The following is a 15,388-nucleotide window of genomic DNA, read 5'->3' as shown; positions in this document are numbered from 1 at the left end:
CGGAGGCGACCAGGGCCACGCCTTGCCAGATGCCGGGCCCACTGTCGTTTGCGGCCGCCCGGTTGGGCGCGCCACGTTTTTGACTGCTTGGCGCGACCGGGGTGGCGCGCTCCAGCCCGAGTTCGTGGGTCACGCGGTCCCAGACCACCGCGGGCGGCTCGGCGGCACGCAGGGCCAGACCGAGCGCACCGAGCCGTGTTTCCCAATAGGCCAGCTCGCGTCTTGCCTCGGCGTCGTGCATCAGCTGGCTTTCGTACCGGCTGCGTTCACGCGGCTCGAGCGTACCGAGCACGTACTCGGCCGCACGAAGAATGCGCTGTTCCTGTTCGGACTCGCCCATTACGCGCGCTCCGCCAGACATTCGCGCAGCCGCATCAACCCGCGACGTATCCAGCTTTTGACCGTGCCCAGCGGCGCATCCAGACGCTCGGAGAGCTCCTGATGCGTCAGACCTTCATAATAGGCCAGCAGCACGCTATCGCGCTGCTCGGGCTGCAGGCTTTTCAAACAGACCTGGATCGCATCGAGCGACTGCTGGTTTTCGTTTTCTTCCAGCGGTGAGAGCGACTGTTCGTCTTCGAGCAGCGTTGCCACCATGTCCGGTTCTTCGGGCATCGCCACTTCCGGGCGTTTGCGCCGCAGCACGTCCAGCGCACGATAACGGGCGATCGACAACAGCCAGGTCAGGGGCGCACCGCGCTCCGGCGCGTAGGTATCGGCCTTTTGCCATACCCGTACATAGGCATCCTGGAGTGCATCCTGGGCGCGCTCGGGATTGCGCAGAATACGCAGCAACAACGCATACAGCTGCGATGACGTGGCGGCATAAAGCCGCTGGAACGCCTGCTCGTCGCCGCGGGCGGTCGCCGAGAGCCATTCGGCCAGCTGCTCGCGCTCAGCCATGGGCATACAACCCGGCCGGGCCCGGCATGCCCATGGACACAACGCGCAACCTGTCGATGACAACATGGGGCGCGTCGAAACGAACAGCGTAAGCGCTTGCGCAAGGCAAGCTCTGCATAACCTGTCGCGGTCGCGCCGGGTGCTTTGCGCGTGATTGACAGACATTGAGAGCGTAGCGTGCCCAAACCAATAACAAGTGGCACGGTAGCGAAAACTGACGCCGATCAAGCGCGCGCAAAGCCCCGGCCCCGAAGGAGTTCGGCCTCACAGACGCCGCGACTGCGTTGCCGAGCTTGACCTGCCAATGAGGCAGGCGCTTCGCTCGGACGCCTTGTCGCAACGCATTTGACCTTGAAAGTCTTTTCATGGCGAACGCGATCCGCGAGAGGTTATGCAGAGCTTCCCTAGTCATGCATGACTCACTATTAGTCGATCCGCCTAGTCTGGCGGGAAAGTGGGCACGGCTCAACGCCGCGCAATCCGAACGAGGGCATGCGCTCAGTTGAGTGCGCCGCCGCAGCTGCTGCCCTGCCCGGCAGTACAGCCATAGCAGTGGTCGCCGACCGCGATCGCACGCTGTGAAAAGTCGCTGTCGATGAGATCACGCAGGTGAGTTGCTCCGCCCCCTGCCAGCGGCATGTCGAGCATCTGGTTGAAATCGCAGTCGTAGACATAGCCCTGCCAGTCCACGCTGATCAATCCGCGACACATCACGTTGGCGACGTTCTCGGGCCGATGCGCGGTGCGTAACAAATGCATGTATTCACCCATGCGCTTTTCACGCAGGAGCATATGCGCATAGCGCTTGATCGGCATGTTCGCCAGCGTGAACAGATGATCGAAGACGATGCCGAACTGGTCGGCCAGAAAGCGCTTGTAATCCTGCTCGAGCGTAGCCTGCGGCGGCGGCAACGACGGCGACCCGGGGTTATAAACCAGATTGAGTGTCAGATCGCTGTCCGGGTGGCCATAGCCCAGCGCATTGAGCTTTTGCAGCGCGGCGATGCTGTCGTCGAACACACCCTTGCCGCGCTGGGCATCGACGTTGTCGGCCGTATAGCAGGGCAGCGAGGCGATCACTTCGACCTCGTGATCGGCGAGGAAGGCAGGCACCCACTCGTAACCGGGCTCTTCAATGATGGTCGGGTTGCAGCGATCCATCAGGTGCACGCCCAGCGCCTTGGCCTCGGCCATGAACGCCCGAAAGCGTGGATGCATTTCAGGCGATCCGCCGGTGACGTCCAGGGTCTGGATATTCTGGGCGGCGATGAATTCCAGCGCCGTATCCATCGTCGCCCGGTCCATGAGCTCGGTACGCTTGGGCCCGGCCTCGACATGGCAATGGGTACAGGCCAGGTTGCACAGGTAGCCCAGATTCATCTGAAGCGTGTGCAGGTGCGCCCGCCTTATCCGCGGAAAATCGGTCGTAATCTCGTTGTTTGCCATCGGGCGCATGGTCTTTGCCTCGCGCTTGATTATGTTGCACGCGATCTTAGCAGGAGTTGAAAGCGCGGCCCCGCATACGCATATCGGTCACACGAATTGAACTGCCTGCGTAGTGTCATGCCTGAAACCTTTCCCGGCCATTATCCTGCAACACGCCTGCGTCGCGGACGTGCCACCGACTTCGCCCGCCGCCTGTCACGCGAGACACGGCTGTCAGTAGACGATCTGATCTACCCGGTGTTCGTGACCGAAGGCGAACCGGTCAACGTGACCGCCATGCCCGGCGTGCAACGACACACGCTGGAAGGCCTGCTACGCGAGATGACCGACGTGGTCGCCCTTGGCATTCCTGCCGTGGTGCTATTCCCGGTCATCGACGCCGACAAGAAAACACCGGACGCCCAGGAAGCAGCCAACCCCGATGGGCCGGTACCGCAGGCAATTCGTGCCATCAAGCGCGAATTCCCGCAACTCGGGGTGATGACCGACGTCGCGCTCGACCCCTATACCAGCCACGGCCAGGACGGCGTGATCGACGACAACGGTTACGTGCTCAACGACGAAACCATCGATATTCTGGTACGCCAGACGCTGGCCCATGCCGATGCCGGCGCAGATATCGTCTCCCCCTCGGACATGATGGACGGGCGTATCCAGGCGATGCGCAACGCGCTGGAAGACAAGGGCCATGTAAACACGCTCGTCATGTCCTATGCCGCCAAGTTCGCCTCCAGCCTCTACAACCCGTTTCGCGAGGCGGTGGGCTCGGCGGCCAACCTCGGCAAGGCCGACAAGCGCACCTACCAAGTCGACCCCGCCAATACCGACGAAGCGCTGCGCGAGGTGGCGCTCGACCTCAAGGAAGGCGCGGACATGGTCATGGTCAAGCCCGGCCTGCCTTATCTCGACATCATTCATCGGGTGAAGCAGACCTTTGGTGTGCCGACCTTCGCCTATCAGGTGTCCGGCGAGTACGCCATGCTCAAGGCCGCCATCGACAACGGCTGGCTCGACGAGCGCTCTGCCGTACTCGAATGCCTGGGCAGCTTCAAGCGGGCCGGCTGCGACGGCATATTGACCTACTTCGCCAAGGATGCGGCGCGCTGGCTGGCGGACTGAGTGACGCGATCGGTGCCGCGCCAGCAAACAGTCACGCATTGGACAACTACCGCCATGGGACCCGCGACCGGCTTATGGCGCCTGCATGGCGACCCCGCGCTGCGAATACCCCCGGCACACGCCTGGCAGCCCTTCAAGCAGGGCCCGCATTCGGCCCTGTTCCGGCTGGACGCCGCGCAGCCCATTCTGGCGAAGCTGGCCTACCCGCGCAGTCAGCCGCGTGACAGCCTGCGCAAGTACGTCAACGCCCAGGCGCGCCGTGAATATCTCAGCGCGCATCGCCTGCAGGCCGCTGGCCTGACTACACCATCGGTACACGGCTGGGGCGTATCGCTGTCGCCGTTTGCCGCCTACGAGTGCGTGCTGTTCATGGCCGAGGTGCCCGACTATCACTCATCGCTGGTATTCATACGTGAAAGCGACGACGATACGGCTCGCCGCCGGTTGTTGGACCGCCTGGCCTCGGATATGGCCCGTCTGCATGGACACGGGCTGATCCACAAGGACGGCCACTTCGACAACATCGGCTGGATTGGGCAACAATCGCTGGTCTGGATCGACAACGACATCCGTTGTGCCCAGCGCCCGGCTGCGCTGCGCGCAGGTTTTTGCCATATGCAGCGCATGCTCAGGCGCACGGCGCGCGACGCCATCCACTCAAGCGAGTGGCACTATTTCAACGACTGCCTGCGACGCGAACTCGCACGCTGGCCCAAGGCCCGGATACTTATCGATGAAGTTTAAACAGGCCGCCAACCTGCTCGACAAGGTGCCGCATATCTCCCGGCATTCGGCACGAATTCTCTACGATTTCCTGCTCACCGAAAAACCGGGCGACTGCCTGGAACTGGGCTTCGCCCATGGCGCGAGCAGTGGCTACATTGCTGCCGCCCTCGATGAGATTGGCGCCGGCACGCTGACCAGCGTGGACCTGGAAAGCAGCGCCGAATTCGAAACCACGATCGAGCACACGCTCGAGCGGCTCGGCCTGGCCTCGCGCGTTCAGATCGTGCGCGAGGTCAATTCCTACAACTGGTTTCTGAAAAAGCAGATCGAGGCACAGACGAAAGACGGAATCTGCGAACCATGCTACGACTTCATCTTTATCGATGGCGCCAAGAACTGGACCATCGACGGTCTGGCGTTCTTCCTGGCTGACAAGCTGCTGCGCCCGGGCGGCTGGATCCTGTTCGACGACTACGGCTGGCGTTATGCCGACGCGATCGAGCGCGGCAAGACGCGAAGCGACGGCGTGACCAACCGTGAACTCTCTGCAGACCAGATCGCCGAAGCCAATATCGCTGCCGTATTCAACCTGCTGGTGGCCCAACACCCTGCCTACGGGGATCTCAAGGTCCAGGACGAGTCATGGGCCTGGGCCCACAAGATCGGCGATTTGCCAGGGCCAGGCCGGGCACAGGCCATTCGCCGCGAGCGCAAATCGTTGTTGCGCAGCCGCCTGCAGCGCTGGCGCGCAAAGTAGCGCCGGCGCGCTCGGGAAGCTAACGGTCGACCGGAATATCCAGACCGGCCTGACGATAGACGTCGAGCGTGGCCCGAAAATTTGTTTCTGCCGTGTTACAGCGCACCTGCTCGATCATCTGTGCCGCAATGGCCTGACGTTCGTCTTCGTTTCGTATCAGGCGGTCGAGCTGGGCGCTGATATTGGCCGCGGTGGGGGCCTCGGGTAGCGCGTCGTACAGATTCTTCGGCAGAAGCTCGGTCGCGCCGACGCGTTTGCTGGTGACCACGGGCACACCACAGGCAAAGGCCTCCTGAACCACCTGGCCGAATTCCTCGATACGCGCGGGATGGGCACATATATCCAGAGCATGGAAGTAGCGCTGCGGGCTGAGCGTATGCGGCACGAACCGCATTCGATCGGCGATACCCAGCGCGCGCGCTTCGGCAATGAAGAACGAAGCGCTGGCCTGCTTGCCCAGCACCAGCAGCAGGCTTGATCGCTTCTGGCTTTCTTCCAGGGCCGCATAGCTATGCAAAAGAATATCCAGGCCGCGCTTTTGATAATCCCCGGAGGTGATCAGGCCGATCAGCGTCGTATTTTCGTCGCAGCCGAGTTCTTCGCGCACGCATGCACGATAGCGTTCGCGATCATCGCGGTTGAACTGCTCGGGGCGATAACCAGGATAGATTACCGGCAGTCGCTCACGGGCAACGCCGTAGCGGCGCGACAGATCCTCGCGCATGAGTTTCGAATTGCAGATGCACAGACGAAAACCGTCTTCTGCGAAAATACGATCGTGGATCTCAGCGAGGGTTCCACGCGCATCAAGCGCCCCCCCGTGCAGCATCTCGTGTGCCAGATGCAGGCAGTTGTGCATGGACAGCACATGCTGGCGGTAATGGTGTCCGTGCCCGGCCACGAAATCGTAGCCCTGCCGGTCGATATGCCGCTGCGCCCGGGCGGCGAACCAGCGCCACTTGTAGCGGCTGAGCACCGGCAGGCGCTGAATACGCACGGCACGCCCCATATCGGGCGTCACCCCGCCCTTGTGCACCTTGCCCCCGATCAGATCGACCTGATGGCCGAGACGCTGAAAATAGCGGGCATGATCGGTAATCGTGTTGTTCGTGCCGCCGATATCGCCAATGCCACGAAAGACGATCGCGATGCGTTTTACGCGCGTATCCATCAACACGACGGGCTCAGACGGCCGGAGTCTATGAACGACTCGATCGAGGCCAAGGCATCGCGCACGTGGTTGTCGAACACGAAGCGTTCACGTGCCGCGCGCAGGCCCGCTTCGCTCATGCGCGCATAGCGCGTGTCATCGTTGCAGATCTGCATAATGGCCCGGCATAGCGTTTCTGGATCAAGTGCGCGCGGTGCGGCGATCGTATCGCGCGCTGGATCATAGACATACGGGGGCAGATCGGCGTCGCCGCCACCCAGCGCCCGATAGTCCGCCGCGTCGAGCGTCGGCTCGATACACAGGCCGGTGCGTTCGTGTTCAATGACCTCGACCAGGCCATCGACCGCGCTCACCACGGCCGGCACGCCGTAAGCGCCGGCTTCGACCGCGATCTGACCGAACGGTTCACGCAGGGCGGGATGCACCAGTAGATCAATACGCGAATAGAACGCGGCCATATCGGCAACCAGCCCCTCGAAAACCACCTGATCGGTAATGTTCAGACGTTGCGCAAGTCTGCGCAAACCCGCGCGCTCGGGCCCATCCCCGGCAATACGCAGCGTGGCCTTATACCCATGACTGCGAAGACGGGCAAGCGCGTGCAGGGCCACTGCCACGCCCTTGATCGATTCCAGACGGGCGACGACGCCGAAGGTGAGCGAATTCCCGGCGGGGCGCTGGCGCGGCTCGGGCGGCGCCGCCGGCAACAGCGACGGCCGGAGCGCGTTGTGAATCACCCGCACCTGGCCTGCGTATTCCCAGCGCAGCTCGAGCATGCGGCGGGCGGCATGGGAATTACAGATGATTGCCGGTACCGACGCCAGAAACTCGCGTTTGGCCCGGCTTTCACCGGCAAACCAACTCGCACCTCGTTCCCAGTAGATACAGCGCTCGGCGCCGGCGGCGGCGAGCGTATCCAGACTGTCGCGCAGTCGATTCCAGATCAGCACCACGTCCGGTCGGTTGCGTTCGACGATATGACGCTGTCGCTGGCGGCGTAACGCCCGCGGCCACTTGGGCAGCTTCAAGCCGCGCGCGTATTTTTCGAATACGACCGGGACATCGCGATCAAGACGCGCGGCAACCAGCGGATGAATCCCTTGACCACAGGCAACCACAGCTTGCCGGGCCGGGCTCAGATCGCTGGCGGCGCGTACGAAGTCGACAAACTGTTGTTCGACCCCGCCCGCCCCGTCCAGGCTGACGTAATGCAACAGCCGCTCGAGACTCATTGACGCGGCTCGAGCGTCCCGGTCGCGTGATACTCCTTCACTGCATCCATTACGTCATCAACGTGGCTATCGAAATCAAAGCGTTGTTTCACCCGCACCATGGCCGCATGGCTCATCGCAGAAAAACGCTCTGCATCAACGGTCACTGACTCGATCGCAGCCGCCAGCTCCTGCGGCTCGCATACTCTGGGCGTATCGATCGTGTCGTGAACCGGCATATAAACCGCCGCGGGCAAGCCGTCGCTGCTGCCCCCAAGTTCGCGATAGCGCGCCAAGTCAGCCGTCGGCGTCACGCACAGGCCGGTCTGGTCATGGGCAACCACCTCGGGCAGACCATCGATCGCGGTGCAGACCACCGGGCAGCCCATGGCGCCGGCTTCTGCCACCACCACCCCGAACGGCTCCCGCAGCGCCGGGTGCAGCAACAGGTCGATTTCAGAAAAAAACAGCGCCATGTCCTTCACCACGCCCAGAAAACGTACATGGGTGGCGATGTTCAGGGATCGTGCCAACTGTTCGAGTTCGGCCCGCAGCGGCCCATCACCGGCGATCGACATGGAGGCCTTGATACCGCGCCGGTGGAGCGCCGCGAGCGTATGCAGGGCCAGACAGGTCGCCTTGACCGGCACCAGCCGCCCGGCGACGCCGATATGCAGGGCGCGATCTCGGGGCAGCTGCTTGAACTCCTTGACCGTATGACGATTGCGCATTCCGTTGGGGCAAACACGCACCGCGCCCTCATAGCCCCAGCGCAACTGAAGCATGCGTTTGGCCGCATGCGAGTTGCAGATGATCGCCGGCAAACGCGCCAGCACGTTCGCCCGGGCTTGATCATCGCCGTGCAGCCAGGCCGAGCCATGCTCCCAGTAAAGGCAGCGGCGTACCCCCAGGGCATCGATGACCCGCGCCTGCTGATCGAGCCGGTTCCAGAGCAAGGCAACGTCCGGCTTGAAACGACGCCCGAGCCAGCGATAGCGGGTGCGACGCAAGGCGGCAGGATGCTGTCCGAGCTTGAAGCCGAACAACTTCTTCTCGTAACGCCAATCCTCGAAATTGGGCAGCAACTCGCGATGATGGGCATGCACCTTGGTGCTGCAGACCACCACTGACTGCTCGGCCGCATGGCGACGCGCCGCCCGCGCGGCAAAGGTGACGAACTGCTGTTCCACGCCGCCAAATCCGCTCAAGCTCACATAATGCGTCAAGCGCAGCCCCTGACGGCCCTTGTTGCGCCCCATAAACTGATCTCTGGTAGATTCTCGCAGGCCAGACGTGTACGCCGAAGGTCTTATGAGTTCACGGCTACAGTCTGCCCGCCCGCCTGCGCGCGGTCGCGCGCCTAGCCTTTTCTTTCGACTACGAACGCACGAATGCGAGCCAGCAAATGACTAGAACAGGATGGATTATAACAATCGCTGCTCTCGCGGCAGCGACTTTCGCGCTCGCAACTGGCTGTCGCCTAGGCTGGAACCCCGGGTTCTGCATGGATGAGCGGGCCACGATCGCACCGTTCATCGGCGGCTCGGGCGAATTGATGCTCAGCGAAGTGGTGTCGCTCGTGGCTAATCTTGTCGGGCTACTGATTGCCTACCAGGGTTACATAAATAGAGATGGGCGCCAGGTTCGCGTAGCTTCGCTGTTCATCCTATTCTTTACAATCGGCCTGATCAGCGAAAGCAATCTGATGCGCGACGATATTCGGCCGCAGTTCCTGCTGATTCTGCTGATCTGGATAAGCATCGAGCTAATCCTAGAGCGCTCTCTAGCTGCCATTGGGCTAATCGCGCTGGGCATTTTCTTGCCCGCCATCGGCCAACTCGGGGACCATACCACCCATATTCAGTTCGAGAACATGTTCGGAAAACCACTTTCCGAAAGCGTGCTTGCCCCCTGGGTCGATCGTTTTGGCGCTCTGGAAGAGCCTTTCGAGCTGGCCGGATGGCTGTTATTCGCGGCAGCCGCAGCGGCGGCGCTGAAAACACATATCCTCGCCGAGGGCCGTGCCCGATTCATGGCGCTCGCCGTGCTCGCGATCGCTGCAATCGCGATCGGTAATTCGTTCCTGCATCTGCGGGACGACAACGAGTTCGAAAGCTTTCGCAAACTCGGCTTCTTCTGTTCGGTGGCCGGCGTCGCCAGCGCGGGTGCGGCGGTGCTGTTACAGCACGGTCGGCGCGACATGCTCGCGCGCGCCTACTGCCTGTTGTTCGTCGTGGTCGCGTACTGGATCGCGGTTTACGCGCCGGCTGTCTATCGTCACGAACACAGCAAGACGATGAGCTCCTGGATCTGGATATTTCCCGTATTTGCCGGCTACTACACGCTGGTGAGCTGTCGCCGCAGTTATCTGCGCGCAGCCTCCACCCGCGTTCACGAAACGCCGTGACCGAGACCGACCCAAGCCAACATCGAGTGCTCGTCGTCGGCCCGAGCTGGATCGGCGACATGGTCATGGCGCAGAGCCTGTTCATGCTTGTGCGCGACCGTATGCCCAACGCAGTCATCGACGTGCTCGCCCCGTCGATCACCGCAAGCCTGCTGGCCCGCATGCCCGAGGTGGATAGCGCCGTACGCATGGAGATCGGCCATCGCGAGGTCGCGCTCGGCAAACGCCGACAAACGGCCCGCGCGCTTGCCGAACGCGGCTACGATCAGGCCATCGTGCTCCAGCGCAGCATCAAGGCCGCGGTGGTGCCCTGGCTTGCCGGTATACCGCAGCGCACCGGCTATCTCGGCGAGATGCGCTACGGGCTGATCAACGACGTGCGCTCGCTGGATAAAAACCGCTACCCGCGCAAGGTCGAGCATTACGCTTTGCTGGGCCTGGCCCGCGAAGGCGATGCGCTGCCCGAGCTCACGCACCCGAAAATGCGTATCGACAGCGCCCGCCGCGCGGAACTGGTCGACACGCTCGGACTCGAGACGAACCGTCCCGCCATCGGCTTTGCCCCCGGGGCGGCCTATGGCGGCGCCAAACAGTGGCCGGCCACGCATTTCGCCCGGCTGGCGGCAGAGCTCGACCGGCGCGGGATCGCCTGCTGGATTTTCGGCAGTGCAGCCGATCGCCAGCTTGCTGCCGATCTTGCCGCTGCCGCGCCGAATCACGGCGTGAACCTGTGCGAACGGACCTCCTTGGTGGATATTGCCGATATCGCCTCGCTGACCGATGCCTTCGTGGGCAACGATACCGGCGTGATGCATCTGGCGGCGGCGGCCGCCCCCCGGGTGCTGGCGATCTACGGCTCGACCCACCCCGACTACGCGCCGCCGCTGTCGGATGCCGAGGCCCGTTTCTGGCTTGGCATGGCCTGTGCGCCCTGTCGCGAGCGACAGTGCCCGCTTGGGCACAATGCCTGCATGCGCGATATCCCCGTCGCCGATGTACTGCGCGCCTGTCTTGACCCGTCGGCCCGCGATATCGCTTCCCTGCATTACGCCAGCGGGAGCGCGCCACACACCTCGTCACTCGAAGACGAAGTTCTATCATGACCGCATCACCGGATCGCTATGCCGTGATCGGCCACCCGGTCGACCACAGCCGATCACCCGATATTCATGCCGCGTTCGCGCGCCAGACCGGGCAGACGCTCGTCTACGAGCGGCTGCCGGCCGCGCCCGATGCGTTCGCTGCCACCGTGGCCGCGTTCTTTGCCGAAGGCGGTGCCGGTCTGAACGTCACGCTGCCTTTCAAGGGCGAAGCCGCGGCTTATGCCGATCGGCTGACCGACCGCGCCCGACGCGCTGGCGCGGTGAACACCCTTGCACGCGAGGACGACGGTACGTTGTTGGGCGATAACACCGACGGCATCGGCCTCGCGCGTGACCTGGAGCGCCAGCTGCAGATTCCGATTGCCGGGAGTCGAATTCTCATTCTGGGCGCGGGCGGCGCGGTGCGTGGCGTGATTCCGGTACTGTTCGAACACGGGGCGGCCGCGATCCATGTGGCCAACCGAACCGCGGCAAAGGCTGAAGCCATGGCGGCCGATTTTACCGACCTGGGCGATATAGGCGGCGGTGCCCTGAGCCGCGCAACCGGCGGCTGGGATATCGTCGTCAACGCCATTTCGGCGGGGCTCACAGGCGAAACCCCGGATGTATCCCCCGCCGTTCTCGACGATGCACGCGGCGCCTACGACATGATCTATGCCGACCAGCCCACGCCGTTTCTGCGCTGGGTGGCAGAGCACGGCATCGAGCGCCGCTGCGACGGCTTCGGCATGCTGGTCGAACAGGCAGCCGAATCATTTGCGTTATGGCGCGGCGTACATCCGCAAACCGCAGACGTCATCGCAGCACTACGGCCTGGCGGCGACCGGCACCCCTCATAACCGTTATAATTGCGCGGTCATGAGCGCACACGAACCGCTGCAAAATCTCGATCACGTCCTGCGTGGCGATACCTCGGGCGAGCTGCTTCACCCGGAGGACCACGCGCGCCAGTACAGCCATGTGCGCAAGGCGCACGAGACCGAACTGGTCGAAGACTATGTCGAGCTTATCGCCGATCTGATCGACGCCAAGGGCGAAGCGCGTGCGGTCGAGCTCGCCCAGCGCATGGGCGTGACCCAGGCCACCGTGGGCAAGATGATCCGTCGGATGACCGAATCCGGCCTGGTGACCAGCGAACCGTATCGCTCGATCTTTCTCACCGACTACGGCAAGCAGGTCGCGGCCGAATCGCGCGACCGGCATATCGTGGTACTGCGTTTTCTGCGTGCGCTGGGCGTATCCGAGGCCACCGCCCGCAAGGACGCCGAAGGCGTGGAACACCACGTCAGCACCGAGACAATCGATATCATGCGCGCCTTTGTGGAGCGTAACGAATCGGGGAACCATGCCTGAAAGCCGCTCTGAAGTTCGCGTTGTCGAGGCCGGGCCCTATGGCCATCGCGTTATCGAGCACGACTGGCCACACGAGGCACGCGCCTGCCGCACGGTACAGAAAGCGCTCGCCACGCACGTAAATACGACCGACGACCTGCCGCCGGTACGCTGGCTCGGCGGGGTGGATATCGGCTTCGAAGACGGCGGTCAGACCACGCGCGCGGCCGCTGTGGTACTCGATGCACACACGCTCGAAGTGGTCGATACCCAACTGGCACGGGTTCCGACCCGCATGCCCTATATCCCGGGCCTGCTGTCGTTTCGCGAGATTCCGGGGGCGTTGGCCGCACTCGAACGTCTGACCACCCTGCCCGACCTGATACTGGTCGACGGTCACGGCATTGCCCACCCGCGCCGGCTGGGCGTTGCCACGCATCTTGGCCTGGTGACGGGCCTGCCCACGATAGGCGTGGCCAAGAAACGTCTCACCGGCACCCACGCCGAGCCGCCCGACGAGCGCGGGGCCTGGGCCGAACTCAACGATCGAGACGAAACGATTGGCGCGGTACTGCGGTCGCGGGTCGGCGTTAAGCCGATCTTCATCTCGCCCGGGCATCGTATTGGCCTGGAGAGTGCGCTTTCGTTCACGATGAGCGCACTCACGCGGTATCGATTGCCGGAAACCACGCGAGTGGCCGACAAGCTCGCCTCGAATCGATAAATCGGAACGCCCTACGGGCCGATTTCAAGATTTTGAGGGCTTTCTACGGCACTGATAGGCTTAGCCGCGGTCACAGACAGTTCAACGACATTCGCACAACGGATTAACCCTATGATCAAACGCGCAACCACCATTACGGCGCTGGCACTGGCCGCGCTGACCTTCGGCACCGTGCCCGGTCTGGCGACGGCGCAGAGCAACGGCGCCACGGCGGATCAGCAGCAGGCCCAGGAGCTCATGCAGCAGTACCGCCAGAAGGCGTCGAAGTTGCAGCAGATTCACGAAGAGACGATTCAGTCGCATCCCGAGCTCGCGCAGCAGCAGGAAGACTTCGAAGAAAAGGTTCGCGACGCGGTCGAAGACCAGGGCTACGATGTCGACAAGGGCCAGGAACGCGTTCAGGAAATGGCCCAGAAGCTGCAGTCCGGCGATCTGAGCGACGATGAACGCAAGGCCGTGATGAAGGACTTCCAGGCCGAACGCCAGCAGATGGTCCAGGCCCGCGATGCCGCGCTGCAGAAGCCGGAAATCCGTTCGGCCGGTGAAAAGCTTCAGGAGGACACGCTGGCCGCGATGAAGGATCAGAACAGCCAGACCAGCGAGCTGCTCGACGATATGGACGAGCTGCGCGGCAAACTGCGTCAGCAGATGCCCGCTGCAGCAGCGGCCGGCGGCAACGGCTAAACCAGCCGGTCAATCCGCCCGTCTCAAGCCCGGCCTCGAGCCGGGCTTTTTTTGCCCGCAGTGTGGGCAGGCGCATGCACGCCCGGCGCGTCGCTGTTCAAGACCGCCATTCTTGCTGCACATCGGGCAGCGCAAAACGCAGCGGCCTTTCAGGCCACCACGCGCGTCGTGGCAGAAACGCCAGCGCTCGGTCAGCCGCGCGACGTCGTGCCAGCGCATCCGCCTTATCAATTCAGTACCAGAACAGCTGACTGGAGCCTAGTTTTCAACGCCGCCCAAAAGCAACGCGCGCCTCTGTTCGTTGCTCATCCTGCGCTGTCTGTTCCGCCTTCGGACGCGTTGGGTCGCCGTTCGCGCGAATGCGTTTCCCATGAAAACCACCTGCTCGATTCCAGGTAAGCAGCGTGGCTACAGAGCGTCCGTCAATTTCGAATCGTATCGCCACGTGCCGGACGGGCAGTGCGCTAAAACAAGGCCGACAAACCGACGCCGGAATCAGTCCGCACACCGAGCCTTCCTGAACGGTCGCCCGTCGAAAATAATAGGGCGCCGGCTGCGCCACCCGTCGCATGCAAAACCGCGCAGGCCTTTTCGGGGTCCTCAGGCGCGATGCGCGCGCTGTTTACGACACACACACCCGTGAGGCGCGCCTGCGGCGCAGCGAATGACCCGCCGCATAAAAAAGCCCCCGTACCCGAAGGTACGAGGGCGGCCCCTTGCGCGGGCCCTGAAACGCCTCAGCGTTTTCAGGCAGCGTATGGGTGATGTTCAGGGCACTTAATGACCCAAACGCTGGATCGAGCCATTGCTTTCAACCTTGCCCTGGGCATGGGCGCCTTCCGGCCCGTAACCGGCCTGGCCCTGCACGTTACCCTGGCCCTGAACCTGGCCAGGCGCGCGTTGCTGCATATCGCGGGCATTCTGCTGAGCGCGGTCGCGCTGGCGCTGCATTTCGTTACGGCTTTCGGTCATGCCGTCCTGCGCACGGTTGTGCATCGACTGCGAGCGCTCCTGCATGCGCTGTTGCTGGCTACGCGCTTCGGCGCCGGCCTGATCAGCCATGCCGCGTGCCGCGCCGGCAGCGGACGATGCCGCGCGCCCGGCGCCATCGCGAACCCGCGCGGCGGAATCCGAAGCGCCCTGCTTGAGCTGGCGCGTACCATCTCGCATGATCGTGTAGGTTTCGCCGCCGGAAACCGCCGGCCCAAAGCTGCCGGAACCCGAAGATGCCGCCTGCATGCCGGCCTGGAACTGCTCGCGGGAGATGCCGTCGGACATGCTCTGCTTGTCGCGATCTTCGATCGTGTCGGCCGTGTTCATGGAGTCGTAGAGCTTCGATACGCGCGGGTTAGCGTCGGCCTCGGCGCGGCTGAGCACGCCGTCGCCATTGGTATCGAGGGCATCAAACTGGGTATTGATCGCGGCTTCGGCATTAATGCCGGCCCCGGACTTCGAGGCGTTGGCGTTGACCTGAGCGTTGACCCCGGCCCCGTTCTGGGCGGCGATGCCCAGACTCGAAACCATGGTCAGACCCAGTGCGATAGCGGTTTTCTTCATCATGGCGTTTCGTTTCCATAACGGATGAAAAGGTGGCTCTACCCTAGGGCCACGCCATGAACCTTGACTTAATCTTGGGAAGCTCTGCATAACCTCTCGCGGTTCGAGTTCTAGCCCTCACAGACGGTGCGGCAAGGCGTCCGAGCGAAGCGCCTGCCTCATTGGCAGGTCAAGCTCGGCAACGCAGTCGCGGCGTCTGTGAGGCCGAACCCCTTGCGGGGCTGGGCTTTGCGCGCGCTTGATCGGCG

The 15,388-nt window shown here is 63.2% G+C and carries 15 protein-coding genes and 1 pseudogene; 9 read left to right on the top strand and 7 right to left on the bottom strand.

Annotated features, from left to right (window positions below; all coding sequences use genetic code 11):
• From CMN27_RS03370 to arsS, 3 genes and pseudogenes are all read right to left on the bottom strand, one after another.
• A pseudogene (locus CMN27_RS03370) lies at positions 1 to 340 on the bottom strand (RNA polymerase subunit sigma-70); the annotation flags it as partial.
• Entirely contained in the window at positions 340 to 903 is a 564-nt protein-coding gene (locus CMN27_RS03365; RefSeq protein WP_293623997.1) for a sigma-70 family RNA polymerase sigma factor, read from the bottom strand. The gene CMN27_RS03365 and the pseudogene CMN27_RS03370, both read right to left, overlap by 1 nt.
• Positions 904 to 1,401: 498 nt before the next feature.
• Positions 1,402 to 2,349, bottom strand: coding sequence for an arsenosugar biosynthesis radical SAM (seleno)protein ArsS (gene arsS / locus CMN27_RS03360; protein ID WP_293623999.1), 948 nt, complete (start codon positions 2,347 to 2,349; stop codon positions 1,402 to 1,404).
• Positions 2,350 to 2,466: 117 nt separating this feature from the next.
• Here arsS and hemB point away from each other — a divergent pair, with 117 nt between their 5' ends.
• The 3 genes from hemB to CMN27_RS03345 are packed head-to-tail and all read left to right on the top strand — an operon-like array spanning position 2,467 to position 4,951.
• Positions 2,467 to 3,468, top strand: a complete 1,002-nt coding sequence (gene hemB / locus CMN27_RS03355; protein WP_293623996.1) for a porphobilinogen synthase — start codon at positions 2,467 to 2,469, stop codon at positions 3,466 to 3,468.
• 54 nt (positions 3,469 to 3,522) lie between these two features.
• Complete coding sequence (locus CMN27_RS03350; RefSeq protein ID WP_293623995.1) at positions 3,523 to 4,212, top strand: lipopolysaccharide kinase InaA family protein; 690 nt, start codon at positions 3,523 to 3,525, stop codon at positions 4,210 to 4,212.
• Entirely contained in the window at positions 4,202 to 4,951 is a 750-nt protein-coding gene (locus CMN27_RS03345; RefSeq protein WP_293623994.1) for a class I SAM-dependent methyltransferase, read from the top strand. The genes CMN27_RS03350 and CMN27_RS03345 overlap by 11 nt, the downstream gene beginning before the upstream one ends.
• 19 nt (positions 4,952 to 4,970) lie before the next feature.
• On the opposite strand, the gene CMN27_RS03340 is transcribed toward CMN27_RS03345, so the two are convergent.
• Genes CMN27_RS03340 through CMN27_RS03330 form a run of 3 tightly spaced genes read right to left on the bottom strand, consistent with a single transcriptional unit; the run spans position 4,971 to position 8,592 of the window.
• Positions 4,971 to 6,122, bottom strand: coding sequence for a glycosyltransferase family 4 protein (locus CMN27_RS03340; protein WP_293623993.1), 1,152 nt, complete (start codon positions 6,120 to 6,122; stop codon positions 4,971 to 4,973).
• Positions 6,122 to 7,354, bottom strand: a complete 1,233-nt coding sequence (locus CMN27_RS03335) for a glycosyltransferase (RefSeq protein ID WP_293623992.1) — start codon at positions 7,352 to 7,354, stop codon at positions 6,122 to 6,124. Before CMN27_RS03335 ends, CMN27_RS03340 begins: the two co-directional genes overlap by 1 nt.
• On the bottom strand, positions 7,351 to 8,592 hold the full coding sequence (locus CMN27_RS03330) for a glycosyltransferase (RefSeq protein ID WP_293623991.1): 1,242 nt from the start codon (positions 8,590 to 8,592) through the stop codon (positions 7,351 to 7,353). Before CMN27_RS03330 ends, CMN27_RS03335 begins: the two co-directional genes overlap by 4 nt.
• Positions 8,593 to 8,837: 245 nt before the next feature.
• Between CMN27_RS03330 and CMN27_RS03325 the strand changes: the two genes are divergently transcribed.
• From CMN27_RS03325 to CMN27_RS03300, 6 genes are all read left to right on the top strand, one after another.
• Positions 8,838 to 9,740 carry a hypothetical protein gene (locus tag CMN27_RS03325; RefSeq protein WP_293623990.1) on the top strand — a complete coding sequence of 301 codons (903 nt, stop codon included), beginning with the start codon at positions 8,838 to 8,840 and terminating at the stop codon, positions 9,738 to 9,740.
• Positions 9,737 to 10,843 (top strand): lipopolysaccharide heptosyltransferase II, encoded by a 1,107-nt coding sequence (gene waaF / locus CMN27_RS03320; protein ID WP_293623989.1) that lies wholly within the window; start codon positions 9,737 to 9,739, stop codon positions 10,841 to 10,843. The genes CMN27_RS03325 and waaF overlap by 4 nt, the downstream gene beginning before the upstream one ends.
• Complete coding sequence (aroE, locus tag CMN27_RS03315) at positions 10,840 to 11,682, top strand: shikimate dehydrogenase (protein ID WP_293623988.1); 843 nt, start codon at positions 10,840 to 10,842, stop codon at positions 11,680 to 11,682. Before waaF ends, aroE begins: the two co-directional genes overlap by 4 nt.
• A 19-nt stretch (positions 11,683 to 11,701) precedes the next feature.
• Positions 11,702 to 12,196 carry a manganese-binding transcriptional regulator MntR gene (gene mntR / locus CMN27_RS03310; protein WP_293623987.1) on the top strand — a complete coding sequence of 165 codons (495 nt, stop codon included), beginning with the start codon at positions 11,702 to 11,704 and terminating at the stop codon, positions 12,194 to 12,196.
• Positions 12,189 to 12,899, top strand: a complete 711-nt coding sequence (gene nfi, locus CMN27_RS03305; protein WP_293623986.1) for a deoxyribonuclease V — start codon at positions 12,189 to 12,191, stop codon at positions 12,897 to 12,899. The genes mntR and nfi overlap by 8 nt, the downstream gene beginning before the upstream one ends.
• Before the next feature lie 111 nt (positions 12,900 to 13,010).
• Positions 13,011 to 13,583, top strand: coding sequence for a hypothetical protein (locus CMN27_RS03300; protein ID WP_293623985.1), 573 nt, complete (start codon positions 13,011 to 13,013; stop codon positions 13,581 to 13,583).
• Between the two features lie 777 nt (positions 13,584 to 14,360).
• On the opposite strand, the gene CMN27_RS03295 is transcribed toward CMN27_RS03300, so the two are convergent.
• Positions 14,361 to 15,143, bottom strand: coding sequence for a hypothetical protein (locus tag CMN27_RS03295; protein WP_293623984.1), 783 nt, complete (start codon positions 15,141 to 15,143; stop codon positions 14,361 to 14,363).
• Positions 15,144 to 15,388 lie beyond the last annotated feature (245 nt).

Origin of the sequence: Salinisphaera sp., assembly GCF_002729955.1 — a bacterium.
Lineage (GTDB): Bacteria > Pseudomonadota > Gammaproteobacteria > Nevskiales > Salinisphaeraceae > Salinisphaera.
The sequence above is the reverse complement of the archived record's forward strand: the minus strand, read 5'-3'. Positions and strand labels throughout refer to the sequence as shown.

Coding starts and splice junctions, on each gene's coding strand:
- CMN27_RS03365 (WP_293623997.1), bottom strand. CDS start 903: ATGGCTGAGCGCGAGCAGCTGGCCGAATGGCTCTCGGCGACCGCCCGC.
- arsS (WP_293623999.1), bottom strand. CDS start 2,349: ATGGCAAACAACGAGATTACGACCGATTTTCCGCGGATAAGGCGGGCG.
- hemB (WP_293623996.1), top strand. CDS start 2,467: ATGCCTGAAACCTTTCCCGGCCATTATCCTGCAACACGCCTGCGTCGC.
- CMN27_RS03350 (WP_293623995.1), top strand. CDS start 3,523: ATGGGACCCGCGACCGGCTTATGGCGCCTGCATGGCGACCCCGCGCTG.
- CMN27_RS03345 (WP_293623994.1), top strand. CDS start 4,202: ATGAAGTTTAAACAGGCCGCCAACCTGCTCGACAAGGTGCCGCATATC.
- CMN27_RS03340 (WP_293623993.1), bottom strand. CDS start 6,122: ATGGATACGCGCGTAAAACGCATCGCGATCGTCTTTCGTGGCATTGGC.
- CMN27_RS03335 (WP_293623992.1), bottom strand. CDS start 7,354: ATGAGTCTCGAGCGGCTGTTGCATTACGTCAGCCTGGACGGGGCGGGC.
- CMN27_RS03330 (WP_293623991.1), bottom strand. CDS start 8,592: ATGGGGCGCAACAAGGGCCGTCAGGGGCTGCGCTTGACGCATTATGTG.
- CMN27_RS03325 (WP_293623990.1), top strand. CDS start 8,838: ATGGATGAGCGGGCCACGATCGCACCGTTCATCGGCGGCTCGGGCGAA.
- aroE (WP_293623988.1), top strand. CDS start 10,840: ATGACCGCATCACCGGATCGCTATGCCGTGATCGGCCACCCGGTCGAC.
- mntR (WP_293623987.1), top strand. CDS start 11,702: ATGAGCGCACACGAACCGCTGCAAAATCTCGATCACGTCCTGCGTGGC.
- nfi (WP_293623986.1), top strand. CDS start 12,189: ATGCCTGAAAGCCGCTCTGAAGTTCGCGTTGTCGAGGCCGGGCCCTAT.
- CMN27_RS03300 (WP_293623985.1), top strand. CDS start 13,011: ATGATCAAACGCGCAACCACCATTACGGCGCTGGCACTGGCCGCGCTG.
- CMN27_RS03295 (WP_293623984.1), bottom strand. CDS start 15,143: ATGATGAAGAAAACCGCTATCGCACTGGGTCTGACCATGGTTTCGAGT.